17 protein-coding genes, 2 tRNA genes and 1 pseudogene are annotated in these 17985 nt (G+C 51.7%); 3 read left to right on the top strand and 17 right to left on the bottom strand.

All coding sequences use genetic code 11. From position 1 onward, the window contains the following. Positions 1 to 4 precede the first annotated feature (4 nt). Positions 5 to 1162 (bottom strand): cysteine desulfurase family protein, encoded by a 1158-nt coding sequence (locus tag HK25_RS08675; protein WP_086635950.1) that lies wholly within the window; start codon positions 1160 to 1162, stop codon positions 5 to 7. Positions 1163 to 1368: 206 nt separating this feature from the next. Between HK25_RS08675 and HK25_RS12965 the strand changes: the two genes are divergently transcribed. After that, the gene (locus HK25_RS12965; protein WP_158092939.1) at positions 1369 to 1539 is read left to right on the top strand and encodes a hypothetical protein; all 171 of its coding nucleotides are present in this window, start codon (positions 1369 to 1371) and stop codon (positions 1537 to 1539) included. Between the two features lie 85 nt (positions 1540 to 1624). After that, on the top strand, positions 1625 to 2290 hold the full coding sequence (locus tag HK25_RS08670; RefSeq protein ID WP_086553833.1) for an alpha/beta hydrolase: 666 nt from the start codon (positions 1625 to 1627) through the stop codon (positions 2288 to 2290). Positions 2291 to 2343: 53 nt separating this feature from the next. Here the strand turns inward: HK25_RS08670 and HK25_RS08665 are convergent, their stop codons facing one another. Together HK25_RS08665 and cysS are read right to left on the bottom strand one after the other, a co-directional pair. Further along, positions 2344 to 3120: an RNA methyltransferase gene (locus tag HK25_RS08665; RefSeq protein WP_198945969.1), complete on the bottom strand. Its 777-nt coding sequence runs from the start codon at positions 3118 to 3120 to the stop codon at positions 2344 to 2346. Then, on the bottom strand, positions 3117 to 4463 hold the full coding sequence (cysS, locus tag HK25_RS08660; protein WP_233127760.1) for a cysteine--tRNA ligase: 1347 nt from the start codon (positions 4461 to 4463) through the stop codon (positions 3117 to 3119). Before cysS ends, HK25_RS08665 begins: the two co-directional genes overlap by 4 nt. Positions 4464 to 4618: 155 nt before the next feature. Here cysS and HK25_RS08655 point away from each other — a divergent pair. After that, positions 4619 to 4693: transfer RNA gene (locus HK25_RS08655), tRNA-Thr, on the top strand. A 214-nt stretch (positions 4694 to 4907) separates the two neighbouring features. Here HK25_RS08655 and HK25_RS13390 read toward each other — a convergent pair. From HK25_RS13390 to rsmD, 14 genes and pseudogenes are all read right to left on the bottom strand, one after another. After that, positions 4908 to 5104: pseudogene (locus HK25_RS13390) on the bottom strand (transposase); the annotation flags it as partial. 104 nt (positions 5105 to 5208) lie between these two features. Then, positions 5209 to 6021 (bottom strand): glycosyltransferase family A protein, encoded by an 813-nt coding sequence (locus HK25_RS08645; protein WP_086635947.1) that lies wholly within the window; start codon positions 6019 to 6021, stop codon positions 5209 to 5211. A 364-nt stretch (positions 6022 to 6385) separates the two neighbouring features. Beyond that, a complete protein-coding gene (locus HK25_RS08640) occupies positions 6386 to 7063 on the bottom strand; it encodes an RluA family pseudouridine synthase (protein WP_086635946.1) in 678 nt (225 codons plus the stop codon). After that, the gene (locus HK25_RS08635) at positions 7060 to 9654 is read right to left on the bottom strand and encodes a DNA translocase FtsK (protein WP_198945968.1); all 2595 of its coding nucleotides are present in this window, start codon (positions 9652 to 9654) and stop codon (positions 7060 to 7062) included. Before HK25_RS08635 ends, HK25_RS08640 begins: the two co-directional genes overlap by 4 nt. Positions 9655 to 9776: 122 nt before the next feature. Next, entirely contained in the window at positions 9777 to 10784 is a 1008-nt protein-coding gene (locus HK25_RS08630) for a glycosyltransferase family 2 protein (RefSeq protein WP_086635945.1), read from the bottom strand. 96 nt (positions 10785 to 10880) lie between these two features. Next, on the bottom strand, positions 10881 to 11780 hold the full coding sequence (gene rfbD, locus HK25_RS08625; protein WP_086635944.1) for a dTDP-4-dehydrorhamnose reductase: 900 nt from the start codon (positions 11778 to 11780) through the stop codon (positions 10881 to 10883). Positions 11781 to 11791: 11 nt separating this feature from the next. Beyond that, positions 11792 to 12349, bottom strand: a complete 558-nt coding sequence (gene rfbC, locus HK25_RS08620; protein ID WP_086635943.1) for a dTDP-4-dehydrorhamnose 3,5-epimerase — start codon at positions 12347 to 12349, stop codon at positions 11792 to 11794. Positions 12350 to 12392: 43 nt separating this feature from the next. Then, a complete protein-coding gene (rfbA, locus tag HK25_RS08615) occupies positions 12393 to 13274 on the bottom strand; it encodes a glucose-1-phosphate thymidylyltransferase RfbA (protein ID WP_173559278.1) in 882 nt (293 codons plus the stop codon). A gap of 23 nt (positions 13275 to 13297) precedes the next feature. Beyond that, entirely contained in the window at positions 13298 to 14353 is a 1056-nt protein-coding gene (rfbB, locus tag HK25_RS08610) for a dTDP-glucose 4,6-dehydratase (RefSeq protein WP_086553841.1), read from the bottom strand. 284 nt (positions 14354 to 14637) lie between these two features. Next, a tRNA-Thr gene (locus tag HK25_RS08605) sits at positions 14638 to 14712 on the bottom strand. A gap of 66 nt (positions 14713 to 14778) precedes the next feature. Further along, positions 14779 to 15192, bottom strand: coding sequence for an RNA polymerase-binding protein DksA (dksA, locus tag HK25_RS08600; protein ID WP_086553842.1), 414 nt, complete (start codon positions 15190 to 15192; stop codon positions 14779 to 14781). 178 nt (positions 15193 to 15370) lie between these two features. Next, complete coding sequence (locus HK25_RS08595; protein ID WP_086553843.1) at positions 15371 to 16678, bottom strand: O-antigen ligase; 1308 nt, start codon at positions 16676 to 16678, stop codon at positions 15371 to 15373. A gap of 53 nt (positions 16679 to 16731) precedes the next feature. Next, the gene (gene ssb, locus HK25_RS08590) at positions 16732 to 17268 is read right to left on the bottom strand and encodes a single-stranded DNA-binding protein (RefSeq protein WP_086553844.1); all 537 of its coding nucleotides are present in this window, start codon (positions 17266 to 17268) and stop codon (positions 16732 to 16734) included. A 117-nt stretch (positions 17269 to 17385) separates the two neighbouring features. Then, positions 17386 to 17985 (bottom strand): 16S rRNA (guanine(966)-N(2))-methyltransferase RsmD, encoded by a 600-nt coding sequence (rsmD, locus tag HK25_RS08585; protein WP_086635942.1) that lies wholly within the window; start codon positions 17983 to 17985, stop codon positions 17386 to 17388.

Below are 17985 nucleotides of genomic sequence, written 5' to 3'. Positions count from 1 at the left end.
TGGGTTATATCAAAGTTGAAAGTTTTAGCCCTGAAGCGGCTTTCCGGGCCATATTTTCATAAACCTGAATAAAACGTGTGACATCTTCTTCCTGCACATTCCAGGGCAGTGACACACGCAGGGCCTGTCCGGCCTGTGCTTCAAATCCCATTGCCTGCAACACGTGAGAGAAGGCGACTTTGCCGGAAGAACAGGCAGAGCCGGCCGAGACACAAATGCCTTCAAGGTCGAGTCTCATAAGCTGTTCCTGTGCCAGGCGGCCAGGCAGAATGAGGGAGGATGTATTATGCAGGCGTGGTGCCTGTGCGCCTGATACAACAGCACCCACAGCACAGGCAGCGTGTTCAATACGGTCGCGCAGAGGGCTTAAGTTACGCGGAGTTTGTAAAGCTGTACGCAGGGCTGCTGCCATGCCGGCTATTGCGGGTAAAGGTTGTGTGCCGCCCCTGCGCCCCTGTTCCTGCCCGCCGCCTTCAAACAGAGGAAGAACCCGGCCCGGGGCCGGGCCCGCCAGTAATAAAGCGCCCGCCCCTTTGGGACCGCCGGTTTTATGGCCTGAAAGAGCAAAGCTGTTGACCCCTGATGCCGTGACCGAGAAAGCTATTCGTCCGGCAGCCTGCACGCCATCTACATGCAGATGCGCACCATAACGCTGGCATAACGTAGCAATATCAGTAATCGGGTGCAGCACGCCGGTTTCGTTGTTGGCCAGCATCAGGCACACAAAAGCTGGCGTATCTGAGGCATTCAGGGCCTGTTCCAGTCTGGCGAGGCTTACTGTGCCGTCTTTTTCAACTGCGAGCCAGGTGACGTCTGCCCCTTCAGGAAAGCCCTTGCGTACAGCATCATGTTCTGTCGCACCGACAAGGAATCGTCTTCCGGCACTCAGGCCATGCATGGCCAGAACATTTGCTTCTGTACCGCCTGAGGTAAAAATGCAGTTAAGGGGGGCGACCTCAAAAGCCTGGGCTACGTCATCACGGGCCTGTTCGAGCATAGCACGGGCCATGCGTCCGGCCCTGTGCACAGAAGAAGGGTTGCCGGTCAGCTCTGCCGCTTCAAGAAAAGCATCGCGTGCCTCGGGGCGCAACGGTTCGGTTGCATTGGCATCTAAGTAGATAATGGGTTGACGCTGTGGGCTGCCTGCTGAAGTGGAAACCATTTTTTACGCTCCTGCTGTGACAGCTGTTTTATCTGATCTTGCAAAAACACAGCAAGACTGACGATTTGTGTGGAAATCTGAGGGGCGTACACGCTATAACCGGCCCGGTAGGTCGCATCTTACAGAGCGGTAATAACTGTTGTGATGCAACAGAGAAACATTTTCTGCGTTCTTATCATAACGGCGAAGAGAGGAGGAAAGGCGTGATGAGTGTATCAGATACGATCAGCACCGTTCTCTTTAATCTCCCGCCTTATTGCCGCGGCACTATACGTCGCATGCTGTTTTTGCCTGTGTCTGTTTGTGTACCGGCAGGTAAGGGGCGGGTTTATCGCCCGGTAACCTGGTCTGAAGGCTGCCTCCTCCGAAGTGTATAACGTGGCATCGTATCATTTCGGGGTCAATGAATTAACCTGAATATACCGTGCCCCCGGGTATATTCACAGCATATACGGAAGATTAATGCCTGAGGTTATGTTTGCCGGTCCTGACGGCCGCCTTGAAGGGCGCTATTTGCACTCTAACGAACCCAATGCGCCTCTCGCACTCGTGCTGCACCCGCACCCGCTGCACGGTGGCACAATGAACAACCGTATTACCTACGCTATGTATCGCTCATTTGAAAAAATGGGTTTTTCGGTCATGCGTTATAACTCACGTGGTGTCGGCCGCTCACAGGGCCGCTATGACGGTGGTATTGGTGAAATTTCTGATGCGGCAGCAGCCCTTGACTGGATGCAGAGCATCAACCCCAATGCCAGTGGTTTATGGATTGCCGGTTATTCTTTCGGTGCTTTTGTTGGCATGCAGCTCCTGATGCGCCGCCCTGAAATTACCGGCTGGATCAGTGTCGCACCACCCGCCACACATTATGATTTTGGTTTTCTGGCACCTTGCCCCTGTGGTGGTCTGATGATTGCCGGCGGAAAAGATGACATGGCACCTGAGCCTGCCATTCATAAACTGGTTGATAAGCTCAACACTCAGAAAGGTGTTGCTGTCGATTACCGTATTTTCCCTGATGCAGATCATATTTTTGCAAAACAGGCTGACAAAATTACGGATGCGCTTGAAGATCACGTTAAGACAGCTATGGGCACACGCACTATGCTGCTTGCTGCTGACTAATGCCTGCATCTTTCGGACAGGCCTTATAACGGCCTGCCCGAAAAGGCATAGTGCTATTTTTCGCTCGTTTTGCGGCGGTTTGCCAGTTCGCGTACAACACCATGCAGGGTTCTGAGTTCCTGCTCTGTGACTTCCCCTCTCGTGAAAAAATGACGCAGGTTTCTGACCATGCCAGGGCGCTTTTGTTCACTGCGCCAGAACCCGCACTCATCCAGTTCGCTGATAAGATGCCCCATAAAATTTTCAAGCTCACCCTTGGTGGCAATATGGGTTTCGTTCGTCATCAGCTCGCGGGCATCTGTCTGATCATTTATCATCCACCATTCGTAAGCCATAATCATAACGGCCTGTGCGAGGTTAAGTGACATAAACGCAGGGTTAAGCGGGTAACGAATCAGCCCGTCAGCTCTTGCCATGTCCTCCGTGTCCAGCCCAGCCCGTTCTGGGCCGAACATCAGGCCAACTTTCAGCCCCCGGCCTGTTGCAGCGTGTAATTCAGCAGCACCGCCGCGCGCCGTCATGATCGGTTTAATCACATGGCGCGGCCTTGGGCAGGTGGCATAAACATGGTGCAGGTCAGCCACAGCGTCATCAACTGTTTCATAAACCTGTGCCGCATCCAGAATACGGTCTGCACCTGACGCAGTGCGCCATGCACGTTCCTGCGGCCAGCCGTCGCGCGGGGCTACAAGGCGCATGTGAAATAATCCGCCATTCGCCATGGCACGGGCAGCTGTGCCGACATTTTCAGCCAGTTGTGGCCGCACAAGAATAACTACCGGTGTGTTACCTTGTGGGACCAGAGGGGGCCCGCCGTCACGGCCGGTCATGCGCGCCTCCATTCGGTGCCGTCTCTGGTGTCTTCAAGTATGATACCCATGCCCTGGAGCTGCTCACGCAGAGCATCGGCCTTTGCAAAATCACGTTGTTTTTTTGCCTCAAGACGCAGGGTAATCAGAGCCTGGATTTCGGTATCCTCATCTGAGGATTCACCCCTGAACCATTTTTCGGGGTCTTCATTAAGCAGGCCAAGCATGTCTGCACCTGCTTTGAGTGCGCCTGCGGCAGTGCGGTCACCTGCCAGAGCTTTACTGGCAAGTGCATGAAGCTCAGCAATGGCAGCGGGTGTGTTCAGATCGTCGGAGAGGGCTTTAAGAACGCCTTCGGGTGCTTCTGTGCGGGGTACCGGGCCAGCGGCCAGAGCACGGTAAAAACGGTCAAGCGTTTTGCGTGCCTCAAGAAGGCCAGCCTGCGTATAGTTGAGTGTTGAGCGGTAATGTGCGCTTAGCAGCAGCAGACGCAGAGCTTCAGCCGGGGCCTGCTTCAGGACATCGCGAATAGTGAAAAAATTGCCCAGTGATTTAGACATTTTTTCGCCTTCGACCAGAAGCATGGCATTATGCACCCAGTAATTAGCGAACTTGCCACCAGGAAAGCAGCACATGCTTTGTGCACGTTCATTTTCATGATGAGGGAACATCAGGTCAGATCCTCCACCATGAATATCAAAGCTTTCACCCAGATAGCGGTGTGACATGGCTGAGCACTCTATATGCCAGCCAGGGCGTCCCCGGCCCCATGGGCTGTCCCAGCCGGGCTGATCTTCGGATGAAGGCTTCCAGAGGACAAAGTCACCCGGATGTTTTTTATAGGTTGCAACCTCGACACGTGCCCCGGCGACCAGTTCTTCAGGGTTGCGCCCGGATAAGGCACCATAAGAGGGAAATGATTCGACCGAAAACAACACATGACCATCGGCCTCGTAAGCATGTCCCTGAGCAACCAGACGCGCTATCAGGTTTTGCATCTCGTCAATATTATGTGTCGCACGTGGCTCGATATCAGGGGGAATAACATTCATCGCAGCCAGATCAGCGTGGAACTCATGTGTCGTGCGTTCGGTCAGGGTTGCGATATCTTCATTATTATCGCGGGCCCGAGCGGTAATTTTATCATCGACATCGGTGATGTTGCGTACGAACGTCACGCGCGGGTAAAGATGACGCAGTGTGCGTACCAGTACATCGGCCGTTAGCATGGCCCGCAGGTTACCTATATGCGCCAGGTCGTACACTGTCGGTCCACAATAGTAGATTTTGATGTGTTCGGGGTCGAGAGGTACGAAGGGAACAGTCGCACGACGCTGGCTGTCATGCAGGGAGAAATGTGACATGGATCCTGGCTCTGAATACGGCATAGTCTCCCTTGATGCGTCAGTCATTAACGGGATGCAATATCGAAATTTTTTAAAATTCTCAGATAAAGCGTAAACTCTCTCTTGACTCAGATGCAAAATTACAGTTTTAATCCGCCCGCAAGAGCAAATGTGCCCTTATAGCTCAGTGGTAGAGCAACCGCCTTGTAAGCGGTAGGTCGTGGGTTCAAATCCTACTGAGGGCACCATTTTTCACACAAAATACTATAATAAATTTTTTTGGTTGTGACTTAATAACCAGTAAAAATTTCAATTTTTATAGTTTGCCATCTAGGCTCAGGACTCATTCTTTAATGGTATAAGATGAAACGTGCTGCGATATGAATTGCGGACATGGAAGTATGAGCCCCACGGTTATATCTGGTGGCCCCTGATCATCGCACAAGACATGAAGTTTTGCGAACCATACGCTTTGGGGGCATTTTTCCACTTAAGCACGTTGCGGATCACATAAACGATCCCGCTCAGAACTCGCTGGTCATCCACGCGTGGCACGCCGTGCGCCAGAGGAAAAACGGCTCAATCCGCTCCATCTGGCTTTCAGACAGCAATAATACGTCACTCACAGGCTCTCCTTCATCGGCAAGTTTGTGAATCATAACCTCTCGCTCAGTTCAGGAAATTAAAAGGTCCTGAGCCTGAGATTCTCTAACTGTTTAAATTAAAAAGAATAGAAGTATTTAAAAATACCTTTTATTGAGCACTATGAACTTTTTTTATTCGTTTTCCATGGCTGTTCACGCAGGCGATGAAAGAATAAACCTTTTTGTTCAAAGCGAGACCACAGATAAGTATAGAAGAACCATTTTTTCATAAAAAATGGTGTGTAGCGATATAAAATTTTATCTGTTTTTGTCCATGTTACCCGGCAGCGATCAGCACGACGGGGTGATGTCAGGCACCAGAATCCGACGGGGTAGCGTACGCGGCCTACTTTTAGTAAACATTCAACAATTTCATGGTCTTCGAGAACATAGGGCCATCGTACAGGGTCGAATCCCCCAACTTTACGAAACAAGGCTGTACGAAATGTTTCGGCATATCCTCCGGCATGGCATTCAGAAGAGAAGAGAGTGGCCAGAGTTTGTATTTTAAAAATGCGAAACAGGCTTTTAAATGATGAGAGCGGGCCTTTAATGTTCGTTGCCATGACAGCAGCGACACATGAACCTTTTCTGCCCTGATATCCTGTATGTGCTTTTGTCAGGTAGTCAGGTGGATAATATGTGTCTGCATCCCAGGTGGCGAAATAATCAGTGCGTACCAGTGCAGTACCTGTGACAAGAGCATGTATTTTGCCAGGTTTTGGTTCATCAATAAGCACTATTTCGAACAAATGACCAAATCGCTCTTTGAATTCTCTGGTCAGAAGAGGGGAGCGGTCAGTTGAGGCATTATTGACCAGGATAATCTGACTGGGTCTTTTTGTCTGGTGAAGCAGACAGGACATACATTGTTCGAGGCAGTCTTCTTCATTGAAGTAAGGAATTACGACAGCCCAGTTTTGTTCTCTCATCGATATTCTATCCGGTGGGGGGAGGAGTGGCTGTCTGGTTAAGCTCTGATGTTTACCAAAAGTTGTAAGAGAATGCTTTCCTCGGGACAAAAAGTGGCGTCTTTAAGGTCGCGTATAACATTCCGCATCAGAGACTAATATATTTGTGTTTGTAAGAATGGCCGCCGCGCCGTGTTATCGTGGCGCAGGGGCAGTTTATTACAGAATAACCTGACCGTGATGCCCAGGGGTTTCTGAGAGAATTATATATTTAAATCAGGCGTTTGCATGCATGTTTTGAGACGATGCTGCGCTTAGAAAACCGGCTTCTGGCTGATGTCTGTTTATCTTTACGCTCTGTATATTTATGACAAAGAAAAAATATTTATGTTTCTTCTTTCCAGCCACATTGAACGAGGGCGGGCTGCATCGCTGCCCTGGGTGGTGCTGTAACTGCAATGCGCGGTGTGAATGGTAAAACAAGGCTCTGCGCCAGAAGATGTAGCCCGTGTTTGTGTTCTGTACCATAAAGGTTGTCACCTGCAATTGGCCAGCCCATTGCAGCACAGTGCACCCGCGCCTGGTGTGTGCGGCCGGTGTGCAGCGTCAGTTCAAGCCAGGTCAGTGTGTCACTACGCCCGAGAACGCGCCAGGAGGTTGTCGCCGGGCTTCCTTTCGGGTCAGTGATGATGCGCCAGCCTTTATGGCGGTCATTTTGTTTGAGCAAAGGCAGAGAGATCGTGCCTGATTCTCCTTCAGGGTGCCCCTGAACCACAGCCCAGTATGTTTTTAATGCAGTTTTGTTAGCAAAGGCTTCCTGCATGGCAATCAAGGGTTGCTTACGCAGCGCAATAGCCAGACAGCCTGATGTGTCGGTATCAAGCCGGTGAGCAAGCCAGGGGCCATCCCTGCGTTTTGAAAGCGCAGGAAAGCAGCTTTCTATGCTGATAGTACCCGCTACATTGCTATGTACAGGAATACCTGCCGGCTTGTTGATGATAACAATCCGCTGGTCGTTATACAGAATATCCAGCGGAAAAAGAGAAAAAGACTGAGACATCATTCGTCGCGATGCGCCCCTATCAGCACTTTGCGGCGGCCAACATGGTCAGCCGGGCTGATGATTTTTTCCCGTTCCATTTGTTCAATCAGTTTGGCTGCGCGGTTATAACCAATAGATAAATGGCGTTGCACAAAAGATGTCGAGGCTTTGCCTTCACGGGTGACGATTGATACCGCTTCGTCGTACAGGTCGGACTCTCCGCCATCACTGTTGCCGCCTGAGCGACCTGATGAGCCGGTAGTTGTTTCTTCAGCTGCTTCGGTCAGCACATCATCATCATAAACTGGTTCTCCCTGTTCTTTAAGGAAGTTGACCACCTGTTCTACTTCGCTGTCCGCAACAAAGGGGCCGTGCACACGTGTAATGCGCCCCCCACCCTGCATAAACAGCATATCACCCTGGCCCAGAAGCTGCTCGGCCCCCTGTTCTCCCAGGATAGTCCGGCTGTCAAATTTGCTGATGACCTGAAAGGAAATACGGGTTGGGAAGTTGGCTTTAATAGTGCCGGTAATCACATCAACTGACGGGCGCTGTGTGGCCATGATGACGTGAATACCAGCTGCACGGGCTTTTTGTGCCAGTCGTTGCACACAAACATCAATCTCTTTACCGGCTGTCATCATCAGATCAGCCATCTCGTCAATAATGACCACGATGTAGGGCATCGCGTCGAGCGTCATAGACTGCTCTTCAAACACAGGTGTGCCGGTTTCGGGATCAAAACCTGTCTGCACACGTCTGACAACAATTTCGCCATCAGCGCGGGCTGCTGCTGCACGTTCGTTATAGCCCGCAATATTACGGACCTGCATATGCGCCATTGTCCGGTAACGGCGGTCCATCTCCCGCACAACCCATTTCAGGGCGTTTACTGCTTTAGCCGGTTCAGTCACAACAGGTGTCAGCAGGTGTGGAATGCCATCGTAGATCGAAAGCTCAAGTACTTTCGGGTCTATCATGATCATACGGCATTCATCTGGTGACATACGGTAAAGCAGAGACAGGATCATGGTGTTGATCCCCACTGATTTACCAGACCCGGTAGTACCCGCAACGAGCAGATGAGGCATACGGGCCAGGTCACTGAATACCGGGTCACCGGCAATATCTTTGCCCAGTGCCAGTGAAAGATGAGCGGGGTCTTTCTGCCAGCCTGGCTGGGTTAGCAGTTCAGAGAGATAAACGGTTTCACGTTTCTGGTTTGGTACCTCAATACCAATCACGTTGCGTCCGGGCACAGTGGCAATACGTACACTCAGCACAGAGAGCGAGCGAGCGACGTCATCTGCCAGCCCGATAACCCTGGCTGAGCGGATACCCGCAGCAGGTTCAAGCTCATAGAGTGTCACGACCGGCCCGGCACTCATGCCGACAATAGTGCCCTGCACGCCGTAATCGGCCAGAACCTGCTCAAGCAGGCGAGCATTAGCCGTCAGCATTTCCTGCGAAGGACCAAGCTGTCCTTTGGGTGGTGCCGGCTTAATCAGGTTAAGAGGAGGGAGCTCCCAGCCGCCTTTTCTGTTGGGTGCAAGTGCGGCTCCCTGGCTGCCGGTACCTTCTTTACCTGCAAACAGGCGCCCCAGCAGGCCAGATTTATTCTGTGCTGTGTCAGCAACCTGAGGTCTGACCGGGGCCGGAGCAGGAGCTGGCTGTACGGCGGGCGGAGGTGGTTCAGCAGGTCTGAAGGATTCGGCCTGGTGTGTTTCAGGTTCCTGCTCATGATGATGGTGAGGCGTGCCAGGGGGGGGCTCTTCAGAGTGTGTTTCTGTCAGCTCATCGTCATAAAATTCGTCTTCAAATAATTCATGACTGACATGGCTGCTTTTCTGAAATGGCTGCGCTTCATCCCTCACATACTCATCGTGTGTACCGTGTGCTGTTATGTCGCTCTGGTGTTTGCGGCTGGCATAATAGCGAACAAAGCGGGTTGCCAGTTTACCAGGGACGCGGCTGACCATGACAAAACCGCGCCAGAGGGCCATCCATTCCTGGCGGCGCAATCCTGTAGCAAGCGCCAGTAGCAGCCCGGCCAGTAACAGGCCCAGCAGCCAGATCACCATGCCGCCGGCAGGGCCTATTGCCGCCGTGCCGGCTGAGAGTGAAGCCTGAGCGATAGAAAGCCCGATGCCTCCACCGATGCCAGCCCTGGCAGGCCATGCGGGAGTGGGCAGAGCTGTAAAGAGGAGGGGAATGGAGGAGAAGAGGGCGCCGCCAACGGGTAGCAGGCAGAGAAAGGCAGCTACTCTGAAGCCAAAAACAGGCAGTGTTTCATAGCCAATCAGTCTGTGGCTCATAAAGCGCCAGCCCCAGGCCATAAGAATAAAAGCCGGAAGAATGGCTGCAAGACCGACACTTTGCAGCAGGGTATCTGAAAATATAGCTCCGGGCAGCCCGAGCAGGTTGGTGGGTGCCTGGCCGGTTGCTGTGTTCAGGGACGGATCATCAGGATTATAAGACACCAGCGCAATGAGCAGGGCGCAGGCGAGAAGGCACAAAACTATCCCCCCGGCTTCTTCAAGGCGCATGCGCAGGGGACTTTTATAGGGTGAAACAGCGTAGTCGGATGAATGGGGAGGGCTTACTCGCACCAAGGGGCTGAATCCTGTCTCTGAATAAATCTGAAAAACAAGGTCAGTGATATGGCAGGGTTACTGACCAGTGAGAGGCAAGTGTATCGTGAAGCGATGTGTCAGATAAGGTCTAAGGACCTTTATTATCTCTTTTTAGGCAGTTTTTTATGGGGACCAATTAAAAACCACAAACAAAACATGAGGTGCTCAGGCAGAGTATGGCGTCGTAGCCCGCTCATACGACATAATACAGAGAATCGGGCCAGTATCCCTCTCAGTCCAGGGCGCAGGCTTTTCCGGAGGGCCTGAAGGCTGGCAGTGTTTTTTGCTGTAACAAAGTGTTTGTGCCTCAGAAGAGCTTCTGTATTGCTGTGAAAAATCCTCATGAACACGTTTGGTCCGCGTTTGATCGCGGCCAGTGCTCTTTTAAAAAATAAGGCCGGTGCACCAACTGCGTTGCTGCTGTGCTGACGATAGAGCAGATGAGGCTGGTTATCGGTTATAATGACGCCACCGGCAGCACTGGTGAGCAGATACGCCCACCAGTCATGCAGAATGTGTGAGAAAGGCGGACTTGCAGCCTTAAGCAATGTACAGGCAGCAGGTGAGAGCATGATGCTGCAGCCTGTGGCAATATTTTGTGTCATCGCAGAGAGAAAGCGGGGATGTTGTGGCAAGGCGGGAGAGAGACCCGTGTAGCGCAGATGGCTGTCTGTCAGAATCTGGCGACAACAATAGAGTGCGGGCCTGTCTTTCCGGGTGCTTTTCAGGGCCTTCAGGCCGGTTGCAAGTTTTTCAGGCAGCCAGATATCGTCCTGATCGCAGAAGGCGATATAGGCACCAGAAGGAACTGCCGATAAAAGCATCGTATAGGAATTGCATATGCCAATATGTTTACCGTTATCCTGCGACAGAAGAACGCAGCGTTCGGGGCCATGCTTAAGTGTGAAATTTTCCATCAGCTGGCGGGTGGCATCTGTTGAGCCATCATCGCGCCATAACAATACCCATGATGTGCAGGACTGGTTTTCGAGCGAGGCAAGCTGCTCTTTCAGATACTGCTCGCCATTATAAACGGAGAGCAGGATAAAAATAATATCTGAAGGGTCTGGTCGCGCAGAAAAGAACTCTGTGTCATTACCCTGACGCATTTTCTGCACGTACAAACCTCTGTTTTTTTCTGTTGGATGGGATAACACAGACCTCATCACAGGGTCGTGTTACGCCCTCCTTTTACAGCGTTGGCGCTATTGTGCAAAAATTTTCTTTACAATTTGTTTAATACTTTTTTCCCAGTGAGGCATTTTGATACCGAATACTTGCTCTAATTTACTGTTATCCATTCGGGAATCAGCAGGTCTTTTGGCAGGAGTTGGCCAGTCCTCAGTGCGAATAGCGGTAACTTCCGGGCTTTTCTGACCGTAGTGTGCAGCTTCCTGCAATGTTGCTACAGCAAGGCCGTGCCACGTTGTGTCACCCGTACCGCATACATGATAAATGCCTGCAAATTCATCTTTCCAGCCATCTTTTTCAATAACAGCGAGTGTTGCCAGAATAGCGCCTGCCAGATCATCAGAACTGGTCGGGTTTCCTTTCTGGTCGCCGACAACTTTCAGAGCCGGGTTTTTAGCGCCGGCATTGATCATGGTGCGCACAAAGTTTTTGCCATGAGCTGAGTAAACCCATGAGGTGCGAAAAATAAGAGTTTTCGGGTTGGCTGCTAAAGCCAGCTTTTCGCCTTCGGCTTTAGTGCTGCCATAGACTGTCTGAGGAGAAACAGGGTCAGACTCGGTGTAAGGCTGACCTTTTTCACCTGAGAAAACGTAATCAGTTGAAACGTGTATTAGTGGAATATTCCGCTCGGCACACAGGCGTGCAAGTTCTGCCGGTCCGCTGGTGTTGGCCCGGGCTGCGGCTTCACTTTCACTCTCAGCCAGGTCAACAGCTGTCCAGGCTGCAGCATTAACCACAGCAACAGGCTTAACGCGTTCGAGCGTGCTGGCGAGCGTTTCCGGGTGGTCAAAGTCAAAGTCAGGGCGGCCTGTACGGTGGATACGTGACCCGCCGAGATTAACCAGAGATGTGGCCAGCTGGCCGGTGCCACCCGTTACCAGAATGGGGCCACCGTTTTGCAGCAGAATATCCACCAGATTACTCCTCAGATATGAAACCAGCCCTTAGCGGCTGAAAACTCAGGTGCCAGAAGGTCTTTTTCTGACAAAACGGCATCTTCTGCTTTGACAGGCCAGTCGATAGCCAGTTCAGCGCTGTTCCAGATAACGGCGCGCTCAGAAGCTTTGTCATACAGGCCTGTGCATTTATACTGCACTTCAGCATCTTCAGTCAGTGTGCAGAAGCCATGCAGAAAGCCCGGTGGAACCCAGAGCTGAGACCAGTTTTCTTCAGAGAGTTCAGCACTGACCCATTTGCCATAAGTTGGCGAGCCAACACGGGCATCAACCGCGACATCCCATATTGCACCTTTGGTGCAGCGTACCAGCTTACCCTGTTCGTGTGGAGCGAGCTGGCAATGAAGGCCGCGAATAACACCCTTCTGACGTGACAGACTTTGGTTATCCTGCACGAAGGGCTGTGTGATGCCTGCATTTTTCATGTGGTTGATGTTGTATGTTTCTGAGAAGAAACCCCGGTTATCACCAAAGCGTGGTGGTGTGACAAGGATAACATCAGGAATAGCGAGACGTTCGGCTTTCATACACTCAAGGTCCTGTTAAAAAGATATGTAAGGGCGCGAGTTATCAGGATTGATCCGGGACTGTGTCAGCCAGTTGCATGAGAAGCCGGCCCAGCTCTGTTTTAATCATACGCTGCGCATGTGCCCGCAGCTGGTCTGCGTTAATGTAACCCATACGATAGGCTACCTCCCCGGGGGAGCCAACCAGCATACCCTGGCGGGCCTGAATGGTGTGAACAAACTGCCCGGCTTCCATCAGGCTGTCAGGCAGACCGGCATCAAGCCATGCACAGCCGCGGCCAAGACGTTCAACCTGCAGGGTGCCTTCGTCAAGGTAGAGACGGTTGAGATCGGTAATTTCGAGTTCGCCACGCGGAGAAGGTTTGACTTTTTTTGCAAAGTCGACCACCCGGTGATCATAGAAATAGAGGCCGGTAATAGCCCAGTTTGAAGCAGGGTCCGTTGGTTTTTCAACAACTGTCAGGGCTTTACCCTGCTCATTAAAGCTGACCACACCATATCGTTCAGGGTCCCGAACCTGGTAAGCAAAAACGGTTGCACCGCTTGAGCGTTTTGCAGCGTGCTGCAGAGACAGGCTGAGATGATCGGCAAAAATCAGGTTGTCACCCAGCGCCAGAGCGCATGGAGCACCATCAATCCAGTCTTCAGCAATCAGGAAGGCCTGAGGAATGCCATCAGGTGAGGGCTGAACGCGATATTCAAAGCGCACACCATACTGGGATCCATCACCCAGCAGGCGTTTAAACTGCGGAAGATCAGCCGGTGTGCTGATGATCATAATATCCCGGATCCCGGCCAGCATCAGCGTAGACAGGGGGTAATAGACCATAGGTTTGTCATAAACCGGCAGCAGCTGCTTGCTGGCAGCCAGTGTCATGGGGTGCAGGCGTGTGCCTGACCCCCCGGCGAGAAGAATGCCTTTCATAGGCTTTACTGAACTCGTGGTCATTATGCAGAAGTCCCCAGGCGGTTGCCTGTATAGCGGCGGGCACGAATACCTTCCCACCAGGTTTTGTTGTTCAGATACCATTCAATGGTGAGGCGGATACCCGTTTCGAAGTCGTGTTTTGCCTTCCAGCCGAGCGCGCGTTCTGCGTGGGAGGGGTCAATTTCATAACGGAAATCATGGCCGGGCCGGTCGCTAACGTAGCGAATAAGCCGCTCACGCGGACCCTGTGCATCTGGTACCAGCTCATCGAGCACAGAACAGATAGTTGTCACAACATCAAGGTTCGTGCGGGGCTGGCGGGCACCGATAGCATAAGTCTCGCCAGGTTTGCCTTTTTCAACGGCTTTGACCAGGGCCTCGGCGTGGTCTTCGACAAACAGCCAGTCACGCACATTGTCACCTTTGCCGTAAACCGGCAGCTCTTTGCCCTCAAAGGCATTGATGGTGATCAGTGGAATGAGTTTTTCAGGGAAATGCCATATGCCGTAGTTATTTGTCGTATTTGAGACAAAGGTTGGCAGACCGTAGGTATGATACCATGCTCTTACCAGATGGTCAGAGGAGGCTTTGCTGGCCGAGTAGGGACTGCGTGGGTCATAAGGGGTTGTTTCAGTGAAGGGCGGATCGTTTGCTTCGAGTGCGCCAAAGACTTCATCTGTTGAAATATGATGAAAACGGAAGGTCTCGCGATCCTGTTTATCGAGCGAAGACCAGTATTTTCTGGCGGCTTCAAGCAGAGAATATGTGCCAACGACGTTGGTCTGAATAAAAACGCCAGGCCCGTCGATTGAACGGTCAACATGGCTTTCTGCTGCCAGATGCATAACAGCATCAGGGCGAAATTTTTCAAACAGGGTGTTGAGCGCTGCGGTGTCGGTAATATTGACCTGAGCGAACTCATAGCGTCCGGTTGACGCCGCATTTTCTATTGTTTCGGCTGACGCTGCATAGGTCATGCAGTCAACATTGAGAACAGAGTGCTGAGTGGCACGCATTATGTGACGAATAACTGCTGACCCGATAAACCCGCATCCGCCTGTTAGTAAGATTCGCATCGACACCCCGTTAAGTAAATTATTGGTAATTAACCATAGTAATTTAGACTTTGTCTTATAGCGTATAAGAGCGGGGGGGGCCAGAATGTAAAAATATTCGGTGCTAATATTTTGCGATATACAGGGCTGATTATAATTTTATTTTTTATTTTTCAGGTAGTGCAGAGCGTATGTAATAGTCTGTCGCAAAGAAACGGATGTAATTTTTTACAGAAACAGAAGCAGGTATCTCAGAAATTTATGGAAAATTTCATAATACTATAATTTTTTGGTAAATAATGACCTGGTGCTGCTGGCGAGGATTGAACTCGCGACCTCTCCCTTACCAAGGGAGTGCTCTACCACTGAGCTACAGCAGCGCTCTGGCCGGTTTCTAGCGTTTTGCGCTGCTTATCGCAAGCCTGAATTTCGCTAAAAACCAGAAATTAATCGTCGCGGTGTATTTTTTCCATGCGTTCGTGCTGCTCCTGCGCCTCAATTGAGAGGGTCGCTATGGGGCGGGCTTCGAGACGGCGGAGCGAAATCGGTTCGCCTGTTTCTTCGCAATAGCCATAGCTGCCATTTTCAACGCGCTGCAGAGCAAGGTTGATTTTACCAATGAGTTTGCGGGCCCTGTCACGCGTACGCAGCTCAAGTGCACGGTCAGCTTCAACACTGGCGCGGTCGGTAATATCCGCTTCATGAATGCCGCCTTCAGACAGGCTGGCAAGAGTATCTCCGGCCTCCTTGAGAAGGTCTGCGCGCCATCTGGTGAGTTTTTGTCTGAAATATTCAGTCTGAAGAGGGTTCATGAACTCCTCATCTTCAGAAGGTCGGTAGTCATGAGGTAGAGTGATCATTGTCAGCCTTTGCAATGACAGGTAGCTGCCCTGAAAGAATGCGCGGCTTATAGCGGCGCTCTCGCAGGAAGCCAAGTGCATTCTATAATTTTCATTTAAAAAATATATTTTTTCTGTGAATTGTGATCACAGGAGAAGTAATTTCAGGCCAGTACCAGAGTTCGGTGTTTCCGATATTTTAATTATATTTTTCTCGTGTGGTACGCTCAGAAAAACCGGCAGAGCCAGGATATGCAGCGCTGGCGGCCATCATCCACCCTGCAAACAGAAAAATCCATCCGGCCGTCGGGAAGGTAAATAAGGCACTTGTTGAAGTGACAGGCCAGAGCACGACGCAGCATACAACGAAAAGCATAGTATGCTGAGCATAAGGGGTGCTTAGCAAACCTCGTGCACCGGCTTTAAGCCAGCACACGACCATGAGGCAGAAAGCCAGAAGACCGGGAAGACCAGCTGTTGTTGAAACCTGCAGATAGTAATTGTGAGGGTGAATATTGCACCCTGCGCCTGCGGGGCTTTCAAGCGCTGGCAGGTTAAAGGCTTTAGGAAAAGAGGAATGCATGCTTTCGTGGCAAAAATGACGAAAGCCATCCATCCCCAGACCCAGAGCCGGATGATTCAGCGTCATAATCGTTGCTTTTTTAAAAAGCTGTCCATAATCGCTTGTTGAGAAATGTCTGAGCTGGTCAGAAAATTTTATGACAAGTTTTGCGTATGTTGCCGGTGAGATAACCGGAAGCAAAGCCAGTACAATAGCAGCACAGACGCCTGTAATAACGAAAGGCCAGCGGAACTGCCTGATAAGCAGGGCGGTCAAAAACAGCCCGAACAGCATCAGCACGGTGCCCATGCGCTGGCCTATCAGAATCATTGTGACCACAGAGAGTAGAAGCAGCCCGAGGCCGCAGCACCATAGTAAAGGTTTTTTGCTGCGCAGAGAGGTAATAACAACGGGCATAATGCCCGGGAAGAACAGCATCAGAAACATAAAGCTGGCACGGGGTTTGTAAAAAGGTCCGGTGAGGGAACCATCCACCCAGGGGTGCGAGCCGGTCAGATTGACGCCGGTAAAATACTGCTCCCAGCACTGACTTATGAGCCAGAGTGCCAGAACAAACAGGATACCACCCAGTACAAGTCGCCGTTTATTTTGTGTCAGGATCCAGTTTTGCGCTGCTGCAGTGATCAGAAAAAGGCGTGGCAGACACAGGGCCTGAGCCAGAGCACCTCTTTCATGAACATGCAGAGAAGAAATCAGGCTCAGCACACAGAGCGCCGCTGCCGGCGTGACCCATGGGCTTTGCAGCCAGCGCCAGTGGCGGGTAATTGCACAATGCAGCAGAAAGAAACAGCCAAGTGTGGTGGCAGTAATATCGCTTAGCGCACGGCTGTAGAACATAAACAAAGGCAGCATCATAATGCACAGGGTGCCCCCTGTTGTCAGCCAGGCAGGCAGCTGTGAATGCTGCAACTTTGTAAGGGGCATGTTCTGTACTTTAAAAAAAGCTGCGCGTTATACCGAACAGAGAGAGCTGAGAATCAGAACGGGATTTCATCATCCAGGTCATTGTTGCCGCCGGGGGCATCCCATCCACCTTGTGCAGGGGTATTCTGGCGTGGGGCCGGGTTATTCTGGCGTGGGGCTGAATACCCGCCGCTGTTGCCACCACGGTCATAACCGTAACCACCGCCCTGAGATGAGCCGTCATCATCATCACCGCCTGCGCGGCTGTCGATCAGTACCAGTTCGCCACGGAAACGCTCAATTACAACCTCTGTTGTGTAGCGTTCCTGACCGTCCTGGCCGGTCCATTTGCGGGTTTGCAGGGTGCCTTCAAGGTAAACTTTACGACCTTTGCGCAAAAAGCGCTCTGCAACATCAGCCAGACGTTCGTTGAAAATGACAACACGGTGCCACTCGGTACGCTCACGTCGCTCACCAGACTGACGATCATTCCATGTGTCACTTGTTGCCAGAGAAAACGACACAATTTTCATGCCGTTCTGGCTTGTGCGTACTTCCGGGTCTTTGCCCAGATTGCCAACCAGAGTAACTTTATTGACGCTGCCAGCCATCAGTGACCTCGTGAAGTTGTAAAAAGAAAAATGTCTGCCTCGTGTAGCGCACTCCGTCTTTTTCTTCTACCCCTCACGGTGAGTGGAAGAAGAGAAAGACCTGCGCCCTGGCAGATATTACAGCTGCCAGACAGAGAGGCGGGCAGCCCCATGTTTGCGTTCTGCCAGCAGGGTTCCGTTGAAGGTCACCTGTTCTGGTTCGCTTTGTGGTGCAGGATGCGCAGGGTCTGTGAGCGGAAGAGGTTCATTATCCGCTGTTTCAATAACAGCTATAGCTCCCGGAGCAATCCATCCGCCTTTTGACAGAGCAGCAAGCGCGCGTGCTGGCAGCCCCTGTCGGTAGGGTGGGTCAATAAAAAGCAAAGAGCAGGGTTTTCTTGCTTTTGTCGGGCTGGTGACATCCTTTGCCAGCACGGTGCAGCGCTCCTGCCAGTTACAGTCAGCAATGTTTTTGCGTAGTGCCGCCAGTGCAGGACGATCTGTTTCGAAAAAACAGGCGGTTGCTGCCCCGCGTGAAAGGGCTTCAAGCGCGAGCGCACCTGTTCCGGCAAAAGCGTCGAGTACACAGGCTTCGCTGAGTAACCCGGCGCCACCCCATGGCGCATGCACCAGCATATCAAACAAAGCCTGCCTGACCCGGTCTGCCGTGGGTCGGGTGGTTGTGCCGGCTGGCGCTGTCAGCTGCCGCCCTTTGCGTATGCCTGCTATAATTCGCAC

Origin of the sequence: Acetobacter sp. DsW_059 (assembly GCF_002153695.1) — a bacterium.
GTDB classification, from domain to species: Bacteria; Pseudomonadota; Alphaproteobacteria; order Acetobacterales; family Acetobacteraceae; genus Acetobacter; species Acetobacter thailandicus.
The sequence above is the reverse complement of the archived record's forward strand: the minus strand, read 5'-3'. Positions and strand labels throughout refer to the sequence as shown.

What these genes read in the sequence shown, in the direction of transcription:
- HK25_RS08675 (WP_086635950.1), bottom strand. Translation starts at nt 1,162, where the DNA reads ATGGTTTCCACTTCAGCAGGCAGCCCACAGCGTCAACCCATTATCTAC.
- HK25_RS12965 (WP_158092939.1), top strand. Translation starts at nt 1,369, where the DNA reads ATGAGTGTATCAGATACGATCAGCACCGTTCTCTTTAATCTCCCGCCT.
- HK25_RS08670 (WP_086553833.1), top strand. Translation starts at nt 1,625, where the DNA reads ATGCCTGAGGTTATGTTTGCCGGTCCTGACGGCCGCCTTGAAGGGCGC.
- HK25_RS08665 (WP_198945969.1), bottom strand. Translation starts at nt 3,120, where the DNA reads ATGACCGGCCGTGACGGCGGGCCCCCTCTGGTCCCACAAGGTAACACA.
- cysS (WP_233127760.1), bottom strand. Translation starts at nt 4,463, where the DNA reads ATGTCACATTTCTCCCTGCATGACAGCCAGCGTCGTGCGACTGTTCCC.
- HK25_RS08645 (WP_086635947.1), bottom strand. Translation starts at nt 6,021, where the DNA reads ATGAGAGAACAAAACTGGGCTGTCGTAATTCCTTACTTCAATGAAGAA.
- HK25_RS08640 (WP_086635946.1), bottom strand. Translation starts at nt 7,063, where the DNA reads ATGATGTCTCAGTCTTTTTCTCTTTTTCCGCTGGATATTCTGTATAAC.
- HK25_RS08630 (WP_086635945.1), bottom strand. Translation starts at nt 10,784, where the DNA reads ATGCGTCAGGGTAATGACACAGAGTTCTTTTCTGCGCGACCAGACCCT.
- rfbC (WP_086635943.1), bottom strand. Translation starts at nt 12,349, where the DNA reads ATGAAAGCCGAACGTCTCGCTATTCCTGATGTTATCCTTGTCACACCA.
- rfbA (WP_173559278.1), bottom strand. Translation starts at nt 13,274, where the DNA reads ATGAAAGGCATTCTTCTCGCCGGGGGGTCAGGCACACGCCTGCACCCC.
- rfbB (WP_086553841.1), bottom strand. Translation starts at nt 14,353, where the DNA reads ATGCGAATCTTACTAACAGGCGGATGCGGGTTTATCGGGTCAGCAGTT.
- dksA (WP_086553842.1), bottom strand. Translation starts at nt 15,192, where the DNA reads ATGATCACTCTACCTCATGACTACCGACCTTCTGAAGATGAGGAGTTC.
- HK25_RS08595 (WP_086553843.1), bottom strand. Translation starts at nt 16,678, where the DNA reads ATGCCCCTTACAAAGTTGCAGCATTCACAGCTGCCTGCCTGGCTGACA.
- ssb (WP_086553844.1), bottom strand. Translation starts at nt 17,268, where the DNA reads ATGGCTGGCAGCGTCAATAAAGTTACTCTGGTTGGCAATCTGGGCAAA.